General features: G+C 37.0%; 17 protein-coding genes and 2 pseudogenes. 14 read left to right on the top strand and 5 right to left on the bottom strand.

What is annotated here, in order from left to right:
- Positions 1-31: 31 nt before the first annotated feature.
- On the bottom strand, positions 32-937 hold the full coding sequence (locus SMA_RS05910; RefSeq protein ID WP_014294702.1) for a LysR family transcriptional regulator: 906 nt from the start codon (positions 935-937) through the stop codon (positions 32-34).
- A 576-nt stretch (positions 938-1,513) separates the two neighbouring features.
- On the opposite strand from SMA_RS05910, the gene SMA_RS05905 reads away from it, so the two are divergent.
- The 11 genes and pseudogenes from SMA_RS05905 (at position 1,514) to fni (ending at position 11,152) form a co-directional block, all read left to right on the top strand.
- The gene (locus SMA_RS05905) at positions 1,514-2,518 is read left to right on the top strand and encodes a uroporphyrinogen decarboxylase family protein (RefSeq protein ID WP_180267067.1); all 1,005 of its coding nucleotides are present in this window, start codon (positions 1,514-1,516) and stop codon (positions 2,516-2,518) included.
- A gap of 26 nt (positions 2,519-2,544) precedes the next feature.
- The gene (locus SMA_RS05900) at positions 2,545-3,423 is read left to right on the top strand and encodes a transporter substrate-binding domain-containing protein (RefSeq protein WP_014294700.1); all 879 of its coding nucleotides are present in this window, start codon (positions 2,545-2,547) and stop codon (positions 3,421-3,423) included.
- 9 nt (positions 3,424-3,432) lie between these two features.
- On the top strand, positions 3,433-4,125 hold the full coding sequence (locus tag SMA_RS05895) for an amino acid ABC transporter permease (protein WP_014294699.1): 693 nt from the start codon (positions 3,433-3,435) through the stop codon (positions 4,123-4,125).
- 9 nt (positions 4,126-4,134) lie between these two features.
- A complete protein-coding gene (locus SMA_RS05890) occupies positions 4,135-4,815 on the top strand; it encodes an amino acid ABC transporter permease (RefSeq protein WP_014294698.1) in 681 nt (226 codons plus the stop codon).
- Between the two features lie 20 nt (positions 4,816-4,835).
- Entirely contained in the window at positions 4,836-5,594 is a 759-nt protein-coding gene (locus tag SMA_RS05885) for an amino acid ABC transporter ATP-binding protein (protein WP_014294697.1), read from the top strand.
- Between the two features lie 145 nt (positions 5,595-5,739).
- Positions 5,740-6,303, top strand: a pseudogene (locus SMA_RS05880) (transporter substrate-binding domain-containing protein); the annotation flags it as partial.
- Between the two features lie 2 nt (positions 6,304-6,305).
- Positions 6,306-7,016, top strand: a pseudogene (locus SMA_RS05875) (glutathione S-transferase C-terminal domain-containing protein); the annotation flags it as partial.
- Positions 7,017-7,307: 291 nt separating this feature from the next.
- On the top strand, positions 7,308-8,186 hold the full coding sequence (gene mvk, locus SMA_RS05870; RefSeq protein ID WP_014294694.1) for a mevalonate kinase: 879 nt from the start codon (positions 7,308-7,310) through the stop codon (positions 8,184-8,186).
- Positions 8,168-9,118 carry a diphosphomevalonate decarboxylase gene (mvaD, locus tag SMA_RS05865; RefSeq protein ID WP_014294693.1) on the top strand — a complete coding sequence of 317 codons (951 nt, stop codon included), beginning with the start codon at positions 8,168-8,170 and terminating at the stop codon, positions 9,116-9,118. The genes mvk and mvaD overlap by 19 nt, the downstream gene beginning before the upstream one ends.
- Entirely contained in the window at positions 9,105-10,112 is a 1,008-nt protein-coding gene (locus SMA_RS05860; RefSeq protein ID WP_014294692.1) for a phosphomevalonate kinase, read from the top strand. Before mvaD ends, SMA_RS05860 begins: the two co-directional genes overlap by 14 nt.
- 41 nt (positions 10,113-10,153) lie before the next feature.
- Entirely contained in the window at positions 10,154-11,152 is a 999-nt protein-coding gene (gene fni, locus SMA_RS05855) for a type 2 isopentenyl-diphosphate Delta-isomerase (RefSeq protein ID WP_014294691.1), read from the top strand.
- A gap of 39 nt (positions 11,153-11,191) precedes the next feature.
- On the opposite strand, the gene trhA is transcribed toward fni, so the two are convergent.
- From trhA to SMA_RS05835, 4 genes are all read right to left on the bottom strand, one after another.
- A complete protein-coding gene (gene trhA, locus SMA_RS05850; protein ID WP_014294690.1) occupies positions 11,192-11,848 on the bottom strand; it encodes a PAQR family membrane homeostasis protein TrhA in 657 nt (218 codons plus the stop codon).
- Complete coding sequence (locus SMA_RS05845; protein WP_014294689.1) at positions 11,838-12,281, bottom strand: DUF1836 domain-containing protein; 444 nt, start codon at positions 12,279-12,281, stop codon at positions 11,838-11,840. The genes trhA and SMA_RS05845 overlap by 11 nt, the downstream gene beginning before the upstream one ends.
- 175 nt (positions 12,282-12,456) lie before the next feature.
- Positions 12,457-13,740: a hydroxymethylglutaryl-CoA reductase gene (locus SMA_RS05840; RefSeq protein WP_014294688.1), complete on the bottom strand. Its 1,284-nt coding sequence runs from the start codon at positions 13,738-13,740 to the stop codon at positions 12,457-12,459.
- The gene (locus SMA_RS05835) at positions 13,715-14,893 is read right to left on the bottom strand and encodes a hydroxymethylglutaryl-CoA synthase (RefSeq protein ID WP_014294687.1); all 1,179 of its coding nucleotides are present in this window, start codon (positions 14,891-14,893) and stop codon (positions 13,715-13,717) included. The genes SMA_RS05840 and SMA_RS05835 overlap by 26 nt, the downstream gene beginning before the upstream one ends.
- Positions 14,894-15,214: 321 nt before the next feature.
- Between SMA_RS05835 and SMA_RS05830 the strand changes: the two genes are divergently transcribed.
- The 3 genes from SMA_RS05830 to clpX all read left to right on the top strand — a co-directional run bounded on the left by SMA_RS05830 (position 15,215) and on the right by clpX (position 18,085).
- Positions 15,215-16,054, top strand: a complete 840-nt coding sequence (locus SMA_RS05830) for a thymidylate synthase (RefSeq protein ID WP_014294686.1) — start codon at positions 15,215-15,217, stop codon at positions 16,052-16,054.
- A gap of 87 nt (positions 16,055-16,141) precedes the next feature.
- Positions 16,142-16,636 (top strand): dihydrofolate reductase, encoded by a 495-nt coding sequence (locus SMA_RS05825; RefSeq protein WP_014294685.1) that lies wholly within the window; start codon positions 16,142-16,144, stop codon positions 16,634-16,636.
- A gap of 219 nt (positions 16,637-16,855) precedes the next feature.
- The gene (gene clpX / locus SMA_RS05815; protein ID WP_012962047.1) at positions 16,856-18,085 is read left to right on the top strand and encodes an ATP-dependent Clp protease ATP-binding subunit ClpX; all 1,230 of its coding nucleotides are present in this window, start codon (positions 16,856-16,858) and stop codon (positions 18,083-18,085) included.
- Positions 18,086-18,090: the final 5 nt, after the last annotated feature.

The following is an 18,090-nucleotide window of genomic DNA, read 5'->3' as shown; positions in this document are numbered from 1 at the left end:
AAGAAAGCAAAATAAAGGTATGAAGATTGCTTTATTTTGCTTCAGGAAATTCATTGAGGCTTTTCTTGATTTCTTGGATAAAGACTGTTCCAATTTTTGAAACTTTTTTCTTTTTATTGGTCACATATCCAAGGGTATGTTTAAGACTATCTTGTAGAGGAATGAGAACAATTTGGTCACGAACGAAGCTATTTACAATTCCAAGACCAGAGGCGTAGGCGTCTGTTGCACAAAGTAAATTCATGACTGTTCCACGGTCATTGCTATAAAGCACGCGCTGTTCATCGTAAATTTGCAAGGCATCCTCGTCAAAATTCAAACCTGATTGTTCCTGACGGAAGCGAATTTGGTCGTAACCTTTTAAGTCGCTTTCAGAAATGACATCCTTATGTGCCAATGGGTGATTACGTCTAAGAAAGACACGTGTTGGAAAATCACCTAAAGACGTAAACTCCAAGTCTTGGTGTTCCAAGGAAGATTCCAAAATATGCTTATTTTCGTCATCCAGATAAATAATACCCAAATCAGCTTCAAAACGAGCAACACTTTCTAAGGCTTTCTTAGTAGTCGTTTCAATCGTTTGAAATTCTTGATAATCTTGCTTGAATTGTTGGGCAACCTTAGCCAACGGAATTGACAAGAAATCATAATGATGCGACGCTACCGTGAAACTCTTTTTAAATTGGTCATGGTAACGTTGCTCAAGCAAATCAAGCTCACCAATAATACGTTTGGCATATTTCAAAAAATCATAGCCATCTTCAGTTAAGCGCGTGCCTGTATTGGAACGTGTGAACAGTTGAACCCCTAATTCATTTTCTAAATCCTTAATAGAACTTGATAAATTGGGTTGAGTCATAAATAATTCCTTAGCTGCCTGACTAAAAGAACCTACACGAGCGACTGCTTCAACATAACGACATTGTTGAAAATTCATAAAACCTCATCCCTTCTTCATAATAGTTGTTGTCATTATAGCAAAAATAAGATTAAAAAATCAGTAAATTTCTGATAGAAAAAAATAAAGCCGTGATAAGATTTTTTAATAACCCGTCATTAGTTTTCTATATTATAAGTAGATTTTATGGATAATAATAAAAAATTTATATTATACGAATTAAAAAAGACGTGATAAGATAGGATTACTAAAAATCTTGAAGGAAGACGTGTCTATGATAGTAACCGAAAAGCAGTTAAGAAATATTTCAATAGTAACACTAATCATTTTTGTCTTATCTCTTCTTATTTTTTTGAAAATATCTCCTTTTAACCAATTGATTTCTGATTATCAGAGCTCTGAAATCACGAAAGAAAATTTACAGTATCTTAATTGCTTAAAAAGTTTGACACATTTGCCTTGAAGATAAAAAGTCAGTCGAGAGATATCTTGACTGGCTTTTTCTTTGATTTTTGCTATAAGCAAATCTTATGGCTATTCATAAAAAATATAGATTTTTCAAGTATAAAAATGCATGATAGTATAATTGTCATACCAAAAGTAAAGGAGAAACAGATTATGACAACAAAGAGAGAATGGGTTTTAAAAGCATTTAAAAATGAAAAAGTCGACAAAGTTCCTGTCGGATTTTGGTATCATTTCACAACGGATGATGAAAGAGGCGACGGTTTTAATCCTGAAATTTTCAATAAAAATATCGCAGGACATAAGAAATTCGTTTCAGACATCAATCCAGATTTTGTCAAGGTGATGAGTGACGGCTTCTTCACTTATCCTAATGAACAAATTCATCAAGGTGTCACTTCTATCAAAGAATTAGAAGGAATTATCTCTATCGGTGAAAGTCATCCTTGGATTACACAACAAGTTGAATTAGCCAAAAAAATACGTGAAGATTTCCCAGAAGATATTGCTTCTTTCTATAATATTTTTGCTCCTGTGACTTATTTGAAGTGGCAATTGGCAGGAAAAGGCGGCAATGGTGATGAAATCATTGAAAACTTTATCAAGGAAGATGCTGAGTTGACTAAAAAAGTTTTGGACGTGGTTGCTGGCGACATTGGCATCCTAACAAAACGTTTAATTAAAGAAGTAGGAGTTGACGGTATTTACCTCAGCGTTCAAAATTTGCAAGATTCACGTTCAAGCAAAGAAGAATACAACCAAGTGATTAAACCAGGTGAGCTTCACATTTTGAATCGTGCGATTTCTGCTGGTGGTACGAATATTCTTCACATCTGTGGTTATGAAGGCGCAACAAATGACATTACGTATTACACAGATTATCCCGCAGATGTCATTAACTGGGCAGTTGAATTGGAAGGTGTCAGCTTATCAGAAGGACGTCAATTGTTCGGTGGCAAAACAGTTCTTGGTGGCTTTGAAAATACTGAAAAAGGTTTATTGTACCTTGGCAGTAAAGAAGCTATTCAAGGAAAAGTCAAAGAATTGCTTGATGAAGCAGGACGTCAAGGCGTTGTGATTGGAGCAGATTGTACCGTACCAAGTGATATTTCGTCAGAACGTATTGATTGGGTGAAAGAAGCGGCAGTTTTATAAGTTTTTAGGAAAAGGAATGGATTTATATGAGTAAGAAAAAATGGATTGTTGCTGGTGGAGTTGTTGTAGCGCTTGTTGCAGCGACAGTAATTGGACGTCAATTAACAGGTAAGACGACCGCAAGTGCTCAAAGCTCATCTGGCGATTCAGACAAGGTGACTACCCTTCAAGTCGCTCATACACAAAACTATGTGCCATACGATTACGTCGATGAAAATGGTGAAAGTGACGGATTTGAAGTTGCTGTTTTGAAGGCTGTCGATAAAAAATTGAAAAATTATAAATTCGAATACACAGGAACAAGTGACGAAGATTTGCTGATTGGTCTTGAATCTGGAAAATACGATATTGGTATTAAAGGTGCATGGTACACCGCTGAACGTGCTGAAAAATTTGTGATTCCAGACGAAGCCATTGGTGCTAGTGTGATTGGCTTTGCCATTCGTAAAGAAGATGAATCAAAATACACAGATATCGATTCATTTGCTAATAGCGGTGGTAAACTAGTTCCAATTTCACCACAAAATGCTCAATATAATGTGATTCAAGAGTACAATAAAACAGCTAAAAATCCGATTGAATTGACAGAATCAGAAAGTTTCTCTGTTGCGGATGCCTATGCTTGGGTTCTTGAAGGACGTTACGATGCTTATTTCTCAATCAAGTTGTCATTTGAAGAAGCTGTTCAAGACGAAGACGGTGCTTATCATCAATATGCTGACCAATTAACATGGTTCCCATATAAAGGCATTGAAACTTATCCATTGATTCATAAAAATGCTACTAATGAAGCCTTTACCGAAGAATATGATAAAGCTATTAAAGAGTTGAAAGAGGACGGTACAATCGCAAAACTTTCTGAAAAATACTTTGGAGAAGATGTCTTTAGTTACGTCACAGACTAGGAGGTGCCTATGGTTTCTTATGAACCGTCTCGTGTGATAACGTTTCTTCCGGAAATTTTATCAGCTTTACCTCTGACTTCATGGGTTTTAGTATTGACCATTTTATTTGGAAGCCTGTTAGGACTGTTTTTGGCTTGGTCACAGTTGTCAGGTGAAAAAAGCTTATCCTCTTTTGCAAGAGGATATGTCTTTATTTTAAGATGTACGCCACCTATTGTGCTTATCTTTTTGGTTTTTTATGGTTTACCTCGTTTTTTAGAATGGTGGTTAGGCATCGATGTCAATGGTTGGTCTCGTTCAGTGTTTGTTATTTTAGCGATGACATTGTTGTTTGCAGCTAGTATCTCAGAAGTTTTTAAATCCTCTTATCAAGCACTTCCTAAAGGTCAATTAGAAGCAGGGATTAGTATTGGTTTAACAGATTATCAGACATTTGTCAGAATTCTTTTGCCACAGGCGTTTCGGATTGCACTCCCCAATATCACGACAGCGATTATTAATCTATTAAAAGACATTGCTTTAGCCTATACGATTGGTCTGGTTGATTTAATGGGTGCTGGAAATTTGGTTATTTCACGAAATCTGGGCAATTATTCGCTTGAAACCTATACAGCGGTTGCCATTATTTACTGGGTTTTAGCGTTAATTTTAGCTGTTGGAACACATTTCATTGAGAATGAGTTAGACACGACACGAGGTTAAGGAGGGATTATGGATTTTTCTTACATTTTAGAAACATTTGTCAAAACTCTTTCTGGGATTCCAGTAACCTTGGGAATTATGGTTGTTTCCATTCTTTTGAGTTTCTTTCCAGCTCTTTTTCTAGCTTTAGGTCGCATTTATAAGGTGAAAGGTGTTACGGGATTTTCAGTTATTTATCTTGCCTTTATTCGTTCGACACCAGCTATTTTACTGATTTTATTTTTTTATAGTCTTTTTCCAAGTTTGATTAACCAGCTATTGAAAGCCACAGGTTTTAATATTTTTGACATTAATCCTATTTATTACGCTTACATTATTTTTGGGCTTATGACTACTGGAAGCTTATCTGAGATTATCCGCTCTGCCATTTTAACGGTTGATAAAGGACAGTTAGAAGCTGCACAGGCGATTGGGCTTTCGACCAGTCAAGCTTATATTAGAATAGTTTTTCCGCAAGCTATTCGTCAAGCGCTGCCAAATCTTTGCAACTTGGTGATTAATCTCGTCAAGGGGACCTCTCTTGTTTTTGTGATGACGGTGAAAGATATCACGGCAATTGCTAAGATTGAAGCCGCTTATGGTTACCGTTATTTTGAATCCTATTTTGTTATTTTCATTATTTATATTGTGATTTGTGGACTTATTCAATACGGTTTTAAATTTTTAGAAAAACGTGCTCAAATTGTTTGAGGTCAAGTTAGGAGTTTTCTATGTTATCAGTTAAAAATATCGAAAAATCATTTGGAGATAAAAAAGTTTTAGACGGGATTAGTTTGACAGTTAATCAAGGTGATGTTGTTGTCATCTTGGGACCTTCGGGTTCAGGAAAAACAACTTTCTTGCGGTCTCTTAATTATCTTGAAAAAGCTGATGCTGGGGAGTTGATACTAGATGGCAAAACCTACGATTTGGCAAAAATCAGTCGCAAGGATGTCCTTGAAATTCGCAAAAAAACAGCCTTTGTTTTCCAAAATTATAATTTATTTGCTAACAAAACGGCTATTGAAAATATTTTGGAAGGATTAGTCATTGCTCGCAAGATTCCAAAAGAAGAAGCTATCCCAATTGCTGAAAACGCGCTGAAAAAAGTTGGGCTTTTAGAGAAAAAAGACTATTATCCTAGTCAATTGTCTGGTGGGCAACAGCAACGGATTGGAATTGCGCGTGCTATCGCTGTGAAACCTGATGTCATTTTATTTGACGAACCGACATCTGCCCTTGATCCAGAATTGATTGGAGATGTTCTTGATGTTATGAAAGAATTAGCCCAAGAAGGGGTCACTATGGTAGTCGTCACTCACGAAATGAGCTTTGCGCGTGATGTGGCAACACACGTCATCTTTATGGAAGGCGGACACATTATCGAAGAAGGTGCTCCAAAAGAATTCTTCAGCAAACCAAAAGAAGAACGCACCAAACAATTCTTAACCCGCATCATCCCAGAACTTAATATTGATCCAGTGATTTGAAAAAACATCGGTATGGCAACGTACCGATGTTTTTTGTGAATAGATGAATATAAAAGAAATCTATGGCGGTCTATAAAAAAGATAGATTATGCAGACTTATGAGATGGTGGTAAGATAGTTGTACTTAATAAAACCTTTAGGGGGAATGAGAATGAAGAAAAAACTAAAATGGATTATTTCTATTATTGTAGTAGCGTTAGTAGGGCTATTGATTTTTGATAAAGTAACTAAAAATACTAGTGAAGCCAAGTCCGACTCTAGTAAAAAAATCACCATTGTTGCGGCAACAAGCGGCTCGCCAAAACCGTTTACTTATGAGGAAGACGGTGAACTAACTGGACAAAATATTGAATTAATCAAAGCTGTTTTTGAAAAATTGCCTCAGTATAAATTAAAAATCGTCAAGGTTGAATTTTCATCTATTTTTTCTGGGCTAACTTCAGGACGCTATCAAATTGCAGTGAATAATTTAGCCAAAAACGCCGAACGTGAAAAAAATTATCTTTTTTCAGATCCAATTTTTAAAAACTCTTACGTTGTTATTTTTAAAAACGGTAGCGACAAAACCAAAACAGCCGATGAATGGTCAGATTTAGCTGGTTTATCAACGGTTGGGTCATCAGGTGTAAATTCAACAACAGCAATCGAAGAATATAATAAATCAAATCCAGACAATACGATTGAACTCAATTATTCTTCTGAGGAAATGTAGATCCAGTTCTCGGTGTTCGTTATTTAAGTGAATTGTATTTAAAAACTGATTCTGCTTATCAGGGACGTTTTACTGTACCAGCTCTTGTAGATTTAGAAACTTATACAGTTGTTAATAATGATTATCATCGATTGACTAATTATTTAGAAATTAATTTTAAACCATTCCAAAAAGTAAATGCGCCTAATCTCTACCCAGAAGAATTGCGTGCTGATATTGATAATTTGAATGATAATGTTCTTTTTCCATTTGTTAACAATGGCGTTTATCGAATGATGTTTGCACAATCCTTAGTTGCTTACGAGGAAGCATTCGATGATTTTTTCACAACTTTAGATGTGCTTGAAAAACGATTGGAGAATAATAGATTTTTATTTGGTGATTATGTTACAGATAGCGACGTGCGCTTTTTTGTCACCTTAGCACGCTTTGATACACATTACTACCGAAATTTAGGTGCAATCAAAAAACGAATTTCCGAGTACACTAATATTTGGGGCTATGCGCGTGATTTGTATGAAATTCCAGCCTTTAAACACAATACTTATTTTCATGATATAGCGCGTGGTTGGGATACCAAGAAAGAAAAATTATTTGTCGATTTCAACTCACGGTTCGCTGATGATATTGATTTCGATGCTATTTGGTCAACACAACAAAAACGCAAATACCTTTCAAAAACACCAGAACAAAAATTTTTGATTGATTGAGTTTGCGAGCATAGTTGATTGAAATTAAGAATTCAGTTCATAATTACAGTGTTAAAAGTGGCTAATAAATTGTACATTGAAATAATATAAGTTGGCTAATAGGAAGTCTGTTTTATAGCTTCATCGCTTTCTTCACCTCTAACAATTATTACTGACATAAACAAGCGAAGTTGAGTGCACTTTTCCAGCTTTGTTTGTTTTTTATAGCGGCATTTATTTTCCAGTAAAAGTCGCTTTTTTTGTGGAACAATGATAAAATGGAGTGTAAACTAAAAATTGTAAGAGAAGAACATGACTAAGAAAATTGGCGTCGGTAAAGCGCATAGTAAGATTATTTGGATGGGTGAACATTCCGTTGTTTATGGCTATCCTGCCATTGCGATTCCGCTTCAAGGAATTGAGGTTGAATGTCATATTTATCCAGCTGAAGAAAAGATTCACTTTGATTTTTATGACACGTTATCAACTGCCGTTTATGCGGCGTTAGAGTACCTAAATCACACAGATGTTTCCATTACCTATGCGATTCGTTCTGAAATTCCACAAAAACGTGGCATGGGGTCATCAGCAGCGGTTTCTATCGCAGCTATCCGTGCTGTTTTTGATTATTTTGAGCAGAGCATTGATATAGATACTCTGGAAATTTTGGTGAATAAAGCAGAGATTATTGCACATTCAAATCCAAGTGGGCTTGATGCCAAGACTTGTTTGAGTGATAAAGCCATTACTTTTATCCGTAACATCGGTTTTAGTACCCTTGATTTAGATTTGGATGCTTATTTGGTTATTGCAGATACGGGAATTTATGGTAATACGCGTGAAGCTGTTGAGAAGGTTGCACAGGCAGAAGAGGCGAATTTACCACATCTAGCAGTCCTCGGCGATTTAACCGAAATTGTTCAAAAAGCTATTCAAGACAAAGATATTCAAAAAATTGGTCACATGATGACCAAAGCACACGCTCATTTACAAGCTATTGGTGTCAGCATTGACATTTCCGACCAACTGGTTAAGATTTCTTTGGAAAGTGGTGCCCTTGGAGCCAAGATGAGTGGTGGCGGACTCGGAGGCTGTATTATTGCCCTTGCAAGTACCAAAGCTAACGCAGAAAAAATAAGTAAAGCATTAAAAGAAGGAGGAGCGGTTCAAACGTGGATCGAAAAATTGTAACGGTAAAATCATATGCCAACATTGCTATTATCAAATACTGGGGGAAAGCTGACACTGTCAAGATGATTCCAGCAACTAGCAGTATTTCTTTGACTCTGGAAAATATGTTTACCACAACAACTGTTTCTTTTTTACCACAATCGGTTGGTCATGATGAATTTTACATCAATGGCATCTTGCAGGATGAAAAAGAACACGCAAAAATTTCTGCCATTATCGACCAATACCGTGGTGGACGTTCCAATTTCGTCAAAGTTGAAACTAGCAATATCATGCCAACCGCTGCAGGTTTATCATCAAGTTCAAGTGGACTTTCAGCACTTGTAAAGGCTTGTAATGAACTTTTCGAAACTGGCTTAAATCAATCAGAGTTGGCACAAAAAGCCAAATTTGCTTCAGGGTCATCATCGCGTTCATTCTTTGGACCGATTGCTGCGTGGGATAAAGACAGCGGAGACATTTATCCAGTGCAAACTGATCTCAAATTAGCAATGATTATGCTTGTTTTAAGCGATAGCAAGAAACCAATTTCTAGTCGTGAAGGCATGAAACGCTGTGCTGAAACGTCAACAACTTTTGCGGATTGGGTCAAACAATCTGAGCAAGATTATAAGGATATGCTTGCTTATTTGAAAGCCAATGATTTTGAGAAAGTTGGAGAATTGACAGAACGCAATGCGCTTGCCATGCACGATACTAACACACACGCTAATCCACCATTCAATTATTTGACAGATGAGACCTATGCAGCTATGGATTTTGTTAAAACGCTGCGCGCTCAAGGTGAAAAATGCTATTTCACAATGGATGCAGGTCCAAATGTTAAAGTTCTTTGTTTGGAAGAAGATTTAGAGTGCTTAACAAAACGTTTTGAAGAAAACTATCGTGTGATTGCATCACGTACTAAGGTGTTACCAGATGAAAACGATTAGTGTGCAGACAGGTGGAAAGCTCTATATTGCAGGCGAATATGCCATACTAACCCCTGGGCAAACTGCTATTTTGAAAAATATTCCCATTCATATGACAGCGACAGTCAAAGAAGCCGAAAAAATTACCCTTTTTTCAGACATGTTTGACTACGCTACTGATATGACAGTAGATAAGAATTATGCGCTCATTCAGCAAACCATTGTAACTCTGGCTACTTACCTTGACAAATCTTTGCATAATTTACCAGCGTTTAAACTCGATATTACTGGAAAGTTAGAGCGTGGCGGTAAGAAATTTGGCATTGGGTCAAGTGGCTCAGTGACGGTGTTAACGCTCAAAGCCTTGTCCGCATTTTATGAGCTAAATTTATCAGCAGATACCATTTTCAAGCTTGCTTCCTATTCGCTTTTAAAAATGGGGGACAATGGTTCTATGGGCGACATAGCTTGTATTGCTTACGATGATTTGGTGGCTTTCACCTCTTTTGACCGTCAAAAAGTGTCAACTTGGATTGCAACAAAAGACATCAAAACTGTACTTGCTAAAGACTGGGGCTATCGTATCGAAATCATCAAATCTGCGTTACCATGTGACTTCTTGGTAGGCTGGACAAAACAACCGTCCATTTCAAAAGATATGATTAATTTAGTCAAATCAGCCATTACAAAAGCGTTTCTTGAGGATACAGAAAGAAATGTTCAAATCTGTAAGCAAGCCCTTCAAACCGGTGACAAGATGGCTGTTAAGGTAAGCCTGCAAAAAGTTAGTGATTTGTTGCTCGGTTTAAGCTCAGCTATTTACAATGACAAATTAAAGGCGTTGAAATCTGCTGAAAAAGGTTTAGATGTCATTGCAAAATCATCTGGCTCAGGCGGCGGCGACTGTGGTATTGCAATATCATTCTCAGAAAGCGACAGTCACGAACTCGCCCAACGTTGGCAGAAAGCTGGTATTGAAATACTATATCAAGAAAGATTAAGTGATGAAAGATAAATTAAGTTTAGTCAGACCAATTTGGATTGAGGTAACCAAGAATGATTAATCGCAAAGATGAACACATTAAGTACGCTTTAAAATATCAATCTCCTTATAATTCTTTTGACGATATGGAGTTGATTCATCATTCTCTTCCTGATTATGATTTAAGTGAGATTGATTTGCATACCCATTTTGCGGGGCGTGATTTTGAGTTTCCTTTTTATATCAATGCCATGACGGGCGGTTCAGAAAAAGGCAGGGCTGTTAATCAAAAATTGGCTCAAATTGCACAAGCAACGGGGCTTGTCATGGTTACAGGCTCTTATAGTGCTGCGCTGAAAAATCCTCATGATGATTCTTATCCTAACAAAGAGAAATTTCCAGAATTGCTGCTAGCGACTAATATCGGAATTGACAAACCTTATGAATTAGGGCTACAAACTATTCACGAAATGCAACCTATTTTTCTCCAAGTTCATGTCAACCTAATGCAAGAGCTTTTAATGCCAGAAGGTGAACGTGAGTTCCGCCAATGGAAAGAAAATCTCGCCGATTATGCCACAAAGATGCCAGTTCCTGTCATTCTTAAAGAAGTCGGCTTTGGCATGGATTTGAAAACAATTGAAATGGCTCACAAGTTAGGCATTAAAACTGTCGATATTTCAGGACGTGGTGGCACAAGTTTTGCCTATATTGAAAATCAACGTGGGCATAATCGTTCTTATCTCGATGAGTGGGGACAAAGCACGGTTCAAACGCTGTTAAATGCTCAGCCTATGATTGATAAAATTGAAATCTTGGCATCTGGCGGCGTTCGTCATCCTTTGGATATTGTAAAATGCTTGGTTTTAGGAGCAAAAGCGGTAGGAGTATCGCGAGCAATCCTAGAACTTGTCGAAAAATATTCTGTTGAAGAAGTCATCATAATCATTAATGGCTGGAAAGACGACTTGCGCCTCATCATGTGTGCTCTGAATTGCAAAACAATTGCCGAACTTAGACAGGTAGATTATCTCCTATACGGAAAATTAAACGAAGCAAACCAAAAACGCTGATTCTTTTGAATCAACGTTTTTTATATATAACTAAATTTATCACAACATGTAATAAACAATGGCAATGTAATGTAGCATTGAAGCTAGTAAAATGAAGAGATGCCAAATCATGTGGTCGTAAGGACGTTTTCTAGCGTAGAAGATTGCTCCGATAGTATATGAAAGACCACCAGCAAGCATTAGTAGCCAGAAAGCAACACCAGTTTTGCTAACAATGCTTGGAATAATGAAAATCACTAGCCAGCCCATAAGTAAGTAGAGAAAGAGTGAGAATTTTTCATTAATCTTCTTGGCAAAAATTTTATATAAAATACCAAAAATAGTTGCACCCCATTGCAAGATAATAATAACGTATCCGAGCCAGCCACCTACTAAAGAGAGAGCGACAGGAGTGTAAGACCCTGCAATAGCAATGTAAATCATACTGTGGTCGATAATCCGCAAAATGAATTTCTGTGGTGAATCATATTGCATAGAATGATAAATTGTTGATGATAGAAACATCAAGAAAAGGCTAATATCAAAGATAGACATACCGACAGCTGCTTCTATACCATAATGTTGATAACTATAAATGGCAGTGATAGGAAGCAGGACAAGCATTGCCGCAGCTCCAACAGCGTGAGTGACACTATTTGCGACTTCTTCGCCGAATGAAAGACGTTTACTTAATTTCTTAGTCATGCTAGCATTCATCCTTTTCTCCTTCTAATTCTTGAACTAATTGGTGAGTTTGGTAATACAGCTGCAATGTTTGACAAGCTGAAACGACAACAGGAGGTAAGTCGTCTATCTTTTCACCATTCATGCAAGCAACAAAATCATCATAACATTTTTGTGATTGGTTGTCCGCTGTTAAAACCGCCAATGTTTGGCTAATTTCTTGAATAGAAAAGACGTTTTTTAAACTTGTAATGACAATTAATCGTGCCACCTGCTTACGACTGTATTTTTTCTTAATCGGCTTTTCGAGATGCCCATGTTTAACATAATTGTTAATCATAGAAGCCGTTAATCCTTTTTCGTTTTGATGATTGGCTTCGCCGATTTGGTTGACATACAGCAGTACCTGATCTAAATATAAATCTATATCTGGTAATTCAGACCATTTTGGATAAGACATTATCATAAAGTTTTATTTACCTTTTTATCTAGTATCAATAACTATATTATATAATCTCTAAAAAATATTGTCAAGTAAAAACTTCATTTTGGAGAAATAATGTCAAAAAAATCAGAAAACTTAATCTTTTTCTTTCATTTACAGTTATAAAAAAGCGTCTGGGAGGTTCCAGACGCTTAGTCTATTTCAGATTTTTTAGAATTGTTTTTGCAGTTTCTAAATTCATATGTGGTGCTTGCAAGAGTTGTTGAACCACTTTGCCAACTTCGTTTTCAGAGGCACCAGCAAGAAGTGCTAATGATTTGGCTTGTAATTTCATGTGTCCTGCCTGAATACCAGTAGAAGTCAATGCTTTCACGGCAGCGAAATTTTGTGTTAGCCCAACAGAAACAATGATTCTTGCAAGTGTTTGTGCATCTGGATGCCCTAATAGTTCGTGAGCGATTTTAACGGTTGGGTTAAGTCCGATAGAACCACCACGTGTTGCGATTGGCATTGGGAGCGTTAATTGACCGCGAAGCACTTGTTGTTCTTTATCAAATAACCAAGTTGCTAAACCACGGTATTGTCCGTCTTCGCAAGCATAGGCGTTAGCGCCTGCTTCGATAGCTCGCCAGTCATTTCCAGTTGCCAAGACAACGGCATCTATACCATTAAAAATCCCTTTATTATGTGTGGTGGCACGATAAACATCAACTTGAGCAAGTTTGCTTGCCAGTTCAAATTTTTGAGCCAACTCATGAGCTTCCTCTTTGTTGCGGCTGAGGTAGCGAAGGTCAACTCGACATTCGGCGGTAACCAGCGCCTGCGTTGCATAGTTTGAAAGAATTGCCATTAGACTTTTTCCGCCAGAAAGTTCTTCCAGACTAGGCACTAAAGCCTCCATCATGGTGTTGACCATATTGGCTCCCATAGCTTCTTGTGTATCAACCGTCAAGTAAACAATCAGAAACTCACCTTTTTCTTCCGCAGTCAATTCTCTAGCGCCGCCACCACGTTTTACGATAGAAGGGTGAGCTTCATTTGCTAAAGTCAATAGCTGCGCAGAATGATTCAAGATAGTTTCTTTTGCGATAGCTTTGTCTACCACATCATAAAGGGCAACTTGGCCAATCATTTTTCGAGAATGAACTTTGGTCTTAAAACCACCTGAACGTTTGATGATTTTAGCTGCAAAACTAGCCGCCGCTACCACTGAAGGTTCTTCAGTTACCATTGGAACGTTGAAAGTAGCACCATCAACCTGAAAATCAGGAGCAACTGAAAATGGCAAAGAGAAAGTTCCCAAAACATTCTCTGTTAGCTGATTGGCTGTTTCAAGCGATAGCAAGGTATTTTCTTTTAAGTTATTAAGTGTTTTAGTGCTTAAAAGATGATTATTTTCCAAATGTTCAAGACGTTCAGTTATTGTTTTTTTGGAGAATCCACTCCAGTTAACTTTAGTCGATTTCGTTTGTTTTTCCATAAATTCTTTCGTGTCCACGAATTTCTTTGAGGGCAAATGTTCCAGTTTTGTAATTTGTAAAAGAAGCATTGCCGTCAGCATCTAAAACAGGTTCTTCAAAGAAGATTCTTTCGTAATCTTCAACAGAAAGAGCAATACGTTGTTTGAGTTCTTGAAGTCGGCTATTTTTAAGCTTGTCTTTGAAACCTTCAACCAATGTTCCAGTGAAAATTTCAGCAACTGCACCACTTCCATAGCTGAAGAAAGCGATATCGTCACCACCTACCAAGTTTTCACCATTTTCAAGAAGTGAAAGGAGTCCAAGAAAGAGTGAACCAGTGTACATATTTCCGACTTGCTTACTATAAAGGATAGAGCTTTCAAAATTAGCTTTAAGTTTTTCTTGCAAATCAGCTGGTAATGTTTTATCCATAATTTTATTAAAGCCTTTAAGAGCTAATTTTGGAAATGGTAAGTGGAAACAGAAAGCTGAAAAATCAGAAAGTGATGTATTAAAGCGTTTTTGAAATTCTGCCCATGTCGTTTTCAACATATCAAGATATTGTTTGGTTGAATAAATACCATTGACATAAGGCGTTGTTGAATAATTAGGACGCCAGAAGTCCATAATGTCGCGTGTTTGAGCAACGAAATTATCATTTAAGAGCAAAATTTGTGGGTCTTGTGAGATAAGCATGGCAATGCTACCAGCACCTTGCGTTGGTTCCCCTGAAGTGTGGGCTCCGTAACGAGCAATGTCAGAAGCAATAACGAGGACTTTTGATTCTGGGTGTTTTTCAACATGTAAGCGAGCATAATCAAGCGCTGCTGTCGCACTGTAACAAGCTTCTTTCATCTCGATACTACGTGCAAAAGGTTGAATTCCCAAAAGGCTGTGAATATAAGTTGCTGCCGCTTTACTTTGGTCAACAGATGATTCTGTCGCAACGATAACCATATCAATGGCTTCTTTGTCATCATCAGTAAGAATGCTGTCAGCAGCAGAAGCACCAAGAGTTACAATGTCATCATTGACAGGTGTAATACTAAGCGTTCTTAACAGCAAACCTTTGCTGTACTTTTCAGGGTCAACTTGACGACTCTCAGCTAAATCATCCATGTTTAGCATATATTGTGATGTCGCAAACCCGATTTTATCAATACCAATTTTCATGAATAAACCTTTCTGAATGATTGAACTCACCTGATACTACAATGTTTACGAGTACCTGCCTAGCTAACTCATAATGAGCTCAAATGTCTTATGGCATAGTGAGTTCGTGATTATTATTAATTGAGTGACTAAATGTCCATTCATAATTCTACCATAAAGTTGTGAAAATGCTCTACAAAAAAATTATTTATTTCATTCGTCAAAGTAATGGGCGAAATATTTTGAATACAAGAAAAATACTAGCTTTTTTTGTTTATTTCAGATAAAATGGGAAGGAATGATTTTTTTAATAAAATCAAAAAATCCAAAGGAGTGAATGGCATGACAAAATCTGATGTGATTTTTAAAGAAAATATCAAAAAAATTATGGAAGAAGGTGTCTTTTCAGAAAATGCTCGCCCTGTTTACCAAAGCGGTGAACAAGCTAATTCAAAATACGTTACAGGAGCGTTTGCTGAATATGATTTGACTAAAGGGGAATTTCCGATTACAACCCTCCGCCCTATTCCAATTAAAAGTGCTATTCGCGAAATCTTTTGGATTTATCAAGACCAAACGAATGATTTATCAGTTTTAAATGATAAATACAATGTCAAATATTGGAATGACTGGGAAGTTGCCAACTCTGGAACGATTGGTGAACGTTATGGTGCTGTTGTCAAAAAACACGACATTATCCGTAAAATATTGAAACAATTAGAGGAAAATCCATGGAATCGTCGCAATGTCATCTCACTTTGGGATTACGAAGCTTTTGAAAATACAGACGGACTTTTGCCATGTGCTTTTCAGACAATGTATGATGTGCGTCGTGTTGACGGTGAGATTTACCTTGATGCAACTTTGACTCAACGTTCAAATGATATGCTTGTTTCACACCACATCAATGCTATGCAATATGTTGCCCTTCAAATGATGATTGCTAAGCATTTTGGTTGGAAAGTGGGAAAATTCTTCTACTTTGTCAATAACTTGCATATCTACGATAATCAATTCGAACAAGCTCGAGAATTGCTTTCTCGCGAATCTACGGATTGTAAACCACGTTTGGTACTCAACGTGCCAGACGGAACAGATTTCTTTGATATTAAACCAGAAGATTTTGAATTAGTTGATTATGAGCCAGTTAAACCACAATTAAAATTTGATTTGGCTATTTAACCCCTCTTTTGTGGTCGTTTCCGTATCACATTTCTGCATTTTTTAGGGAAATCTGATAAAATGAAATAGACGAAATGAGAGGACTGTATGACAAAGAAAATCGTTGCCATTTGGGCAGAAGATGAAAATCGTTTAATCGGAGTAGATGATGGCTTGCCATGGCGTTTACCAAAAGAATTAAAACACTTTAAAGAAACAACCATGGGACAAGCCCTTTTAATGGGGCGTGTCACCTTTGACGGAATGAATCGCCGTATTCTTCCAGGACGCGAAACATTGATTTTAACAAGAGACAAGTCCTTTGAGGCAGATGGTGTAACAATCGTTCATGACATGGATGAGGTTTTTGATTGGTTTGAAAAGCAGGATAAGACCCTTTATATCGTTGGTGGGGCTAGTATCTATAAAGCTTTTCTACCGCATTGTGATGCTATTATTAAAACAACGGTTCATGGTGTTTTTGAAGGTGATACGTATTTCCCAGACGTTGATTTGACAAGCTTTAGAAAAGTGTCTGAAACCTTCAACGAAAAAGATGATAAAAATACCTACGACTTTACCATTACAGTCTTAGAAAAATAAAAATAGGGAGATAGGAATGCAAAGAAGTATTTTTGGTGTATTCACGGCTTTCTTAGCGGTTATTTGTATTTTATGTGCCCTCCCAGCACTTAGAAAAAAACGATATGGATTGGCAGTTCTTTTGTTTTTAAATGCCTTTACAAATATAGTCAATACCATTCATGCCGTGTATGGTACCTTATTTTAATTTAGAGAGAATAGAATTAGAGAGAATAAAAAATGGTTGGAAATCGAACAAATGATGTAAAAGTTTATTGCTCATTCTGTGGAAAAAGCCAAGATGAAGTGAAAAAAATCATTGCAGGAAACAATGTTTTTATCTGTAATGAGTGCGTGGCTTTATCACAAGAAATTATCAAAGAAGAACTTGCTGAGGAAGTTCTTGCAGATTTAGCGGAAGTTCCAAAACCTAAAGAGTTGTTAGCAACTCTTGACGAATATGTCGTTGGTCAAGACCGTGCCAAACGCGCGCTTGCCGTAGCTGTTTATAACCATTACAAACGTGTTTCTTTTGCGGAAAGTCGCAATGAAGAAGATGTTGATTTGCAAAAATCAAACATTTTGATGATTGGTCCTACAGGTTCAGGAAAAACATTCCTAGCTCAAACTTTGGCTAAAACATTGAATGTACCGTTTGCAATTGCTGATGCGACATCATTGACAGAAGCAGGATACGTTGGTGAAGATGTTGAAAATATCCTCTTGAAATTAATTCAAGCAGCTGATTTTAATATCGAACGCGCCGAACGCGGTATCATTTACGTGGATGAAATTGATAAAATCGCTAAAAAAGGTGAAAATGTCTCAATTACACGTGATGTTTCAGGTGAAGGTGTTCAACAAGCACTTCTTAAAATCATTGAAGGAACCGTTGCTAGCGTACCACCTCAAGGCGGACGTAAGCACCCTAACCAAGAAATGATTCAAATTGATACTAAAAATATCTTATTCATTGTCGGCGGTGCTTTTGATGGTATCGAAGATATTGTCAAACAACGTTTAGGTGAAAAGGTTATCGGTTTTGGTCAAAATAACCGTAAAATTGATGAAAATGCTTCTTATATGCAAGAAATCATTTCAGAAGACATTCAAAAATTTGGCTTGATTCCAGAGTTTATCGGACGTTTGCCAGTTGTAGCAGCACTTGAACAGTTGACGGCTGATGATTTGGTTCGTATCTTGACAGAACCACGTAATGCCTTGGTTAAACAATATCAAACGCTATTATCATACGACGGTGTTGAACTAGAATTTGATAAAGATGCTTTGCAAGCTATTGCTAACAAAGCCATTGAACGTAAGACAGGAGCTCGTGGTTTACGCTCAATTATTGAAGAAACTATGATGGATATCATGTTTGAAATTCCTAGCCAAGAAGAAGTGACTAAGGTTCGTATCACTAAAGCGGCTGTTGAAGGCAAAGACAAACCAATTTTGGAAATTGCGTAAGGAGC

It is taken from the genome of Streptococcus macedonicus ACA-DC 198 (genome assembly GCA_000283635.1).
Classification (GTDB): Bacteria; Bacillota; Bacilli; order Lactobacillales; family Streptococcaceae; genus Streptococcus; species Streptococcus macedonicus.
The sequence above is the reverse complement of the archived record's forward strand: the minus strand, read 5'-3'. Positions and strand labels throughout refer to the sequence as shown.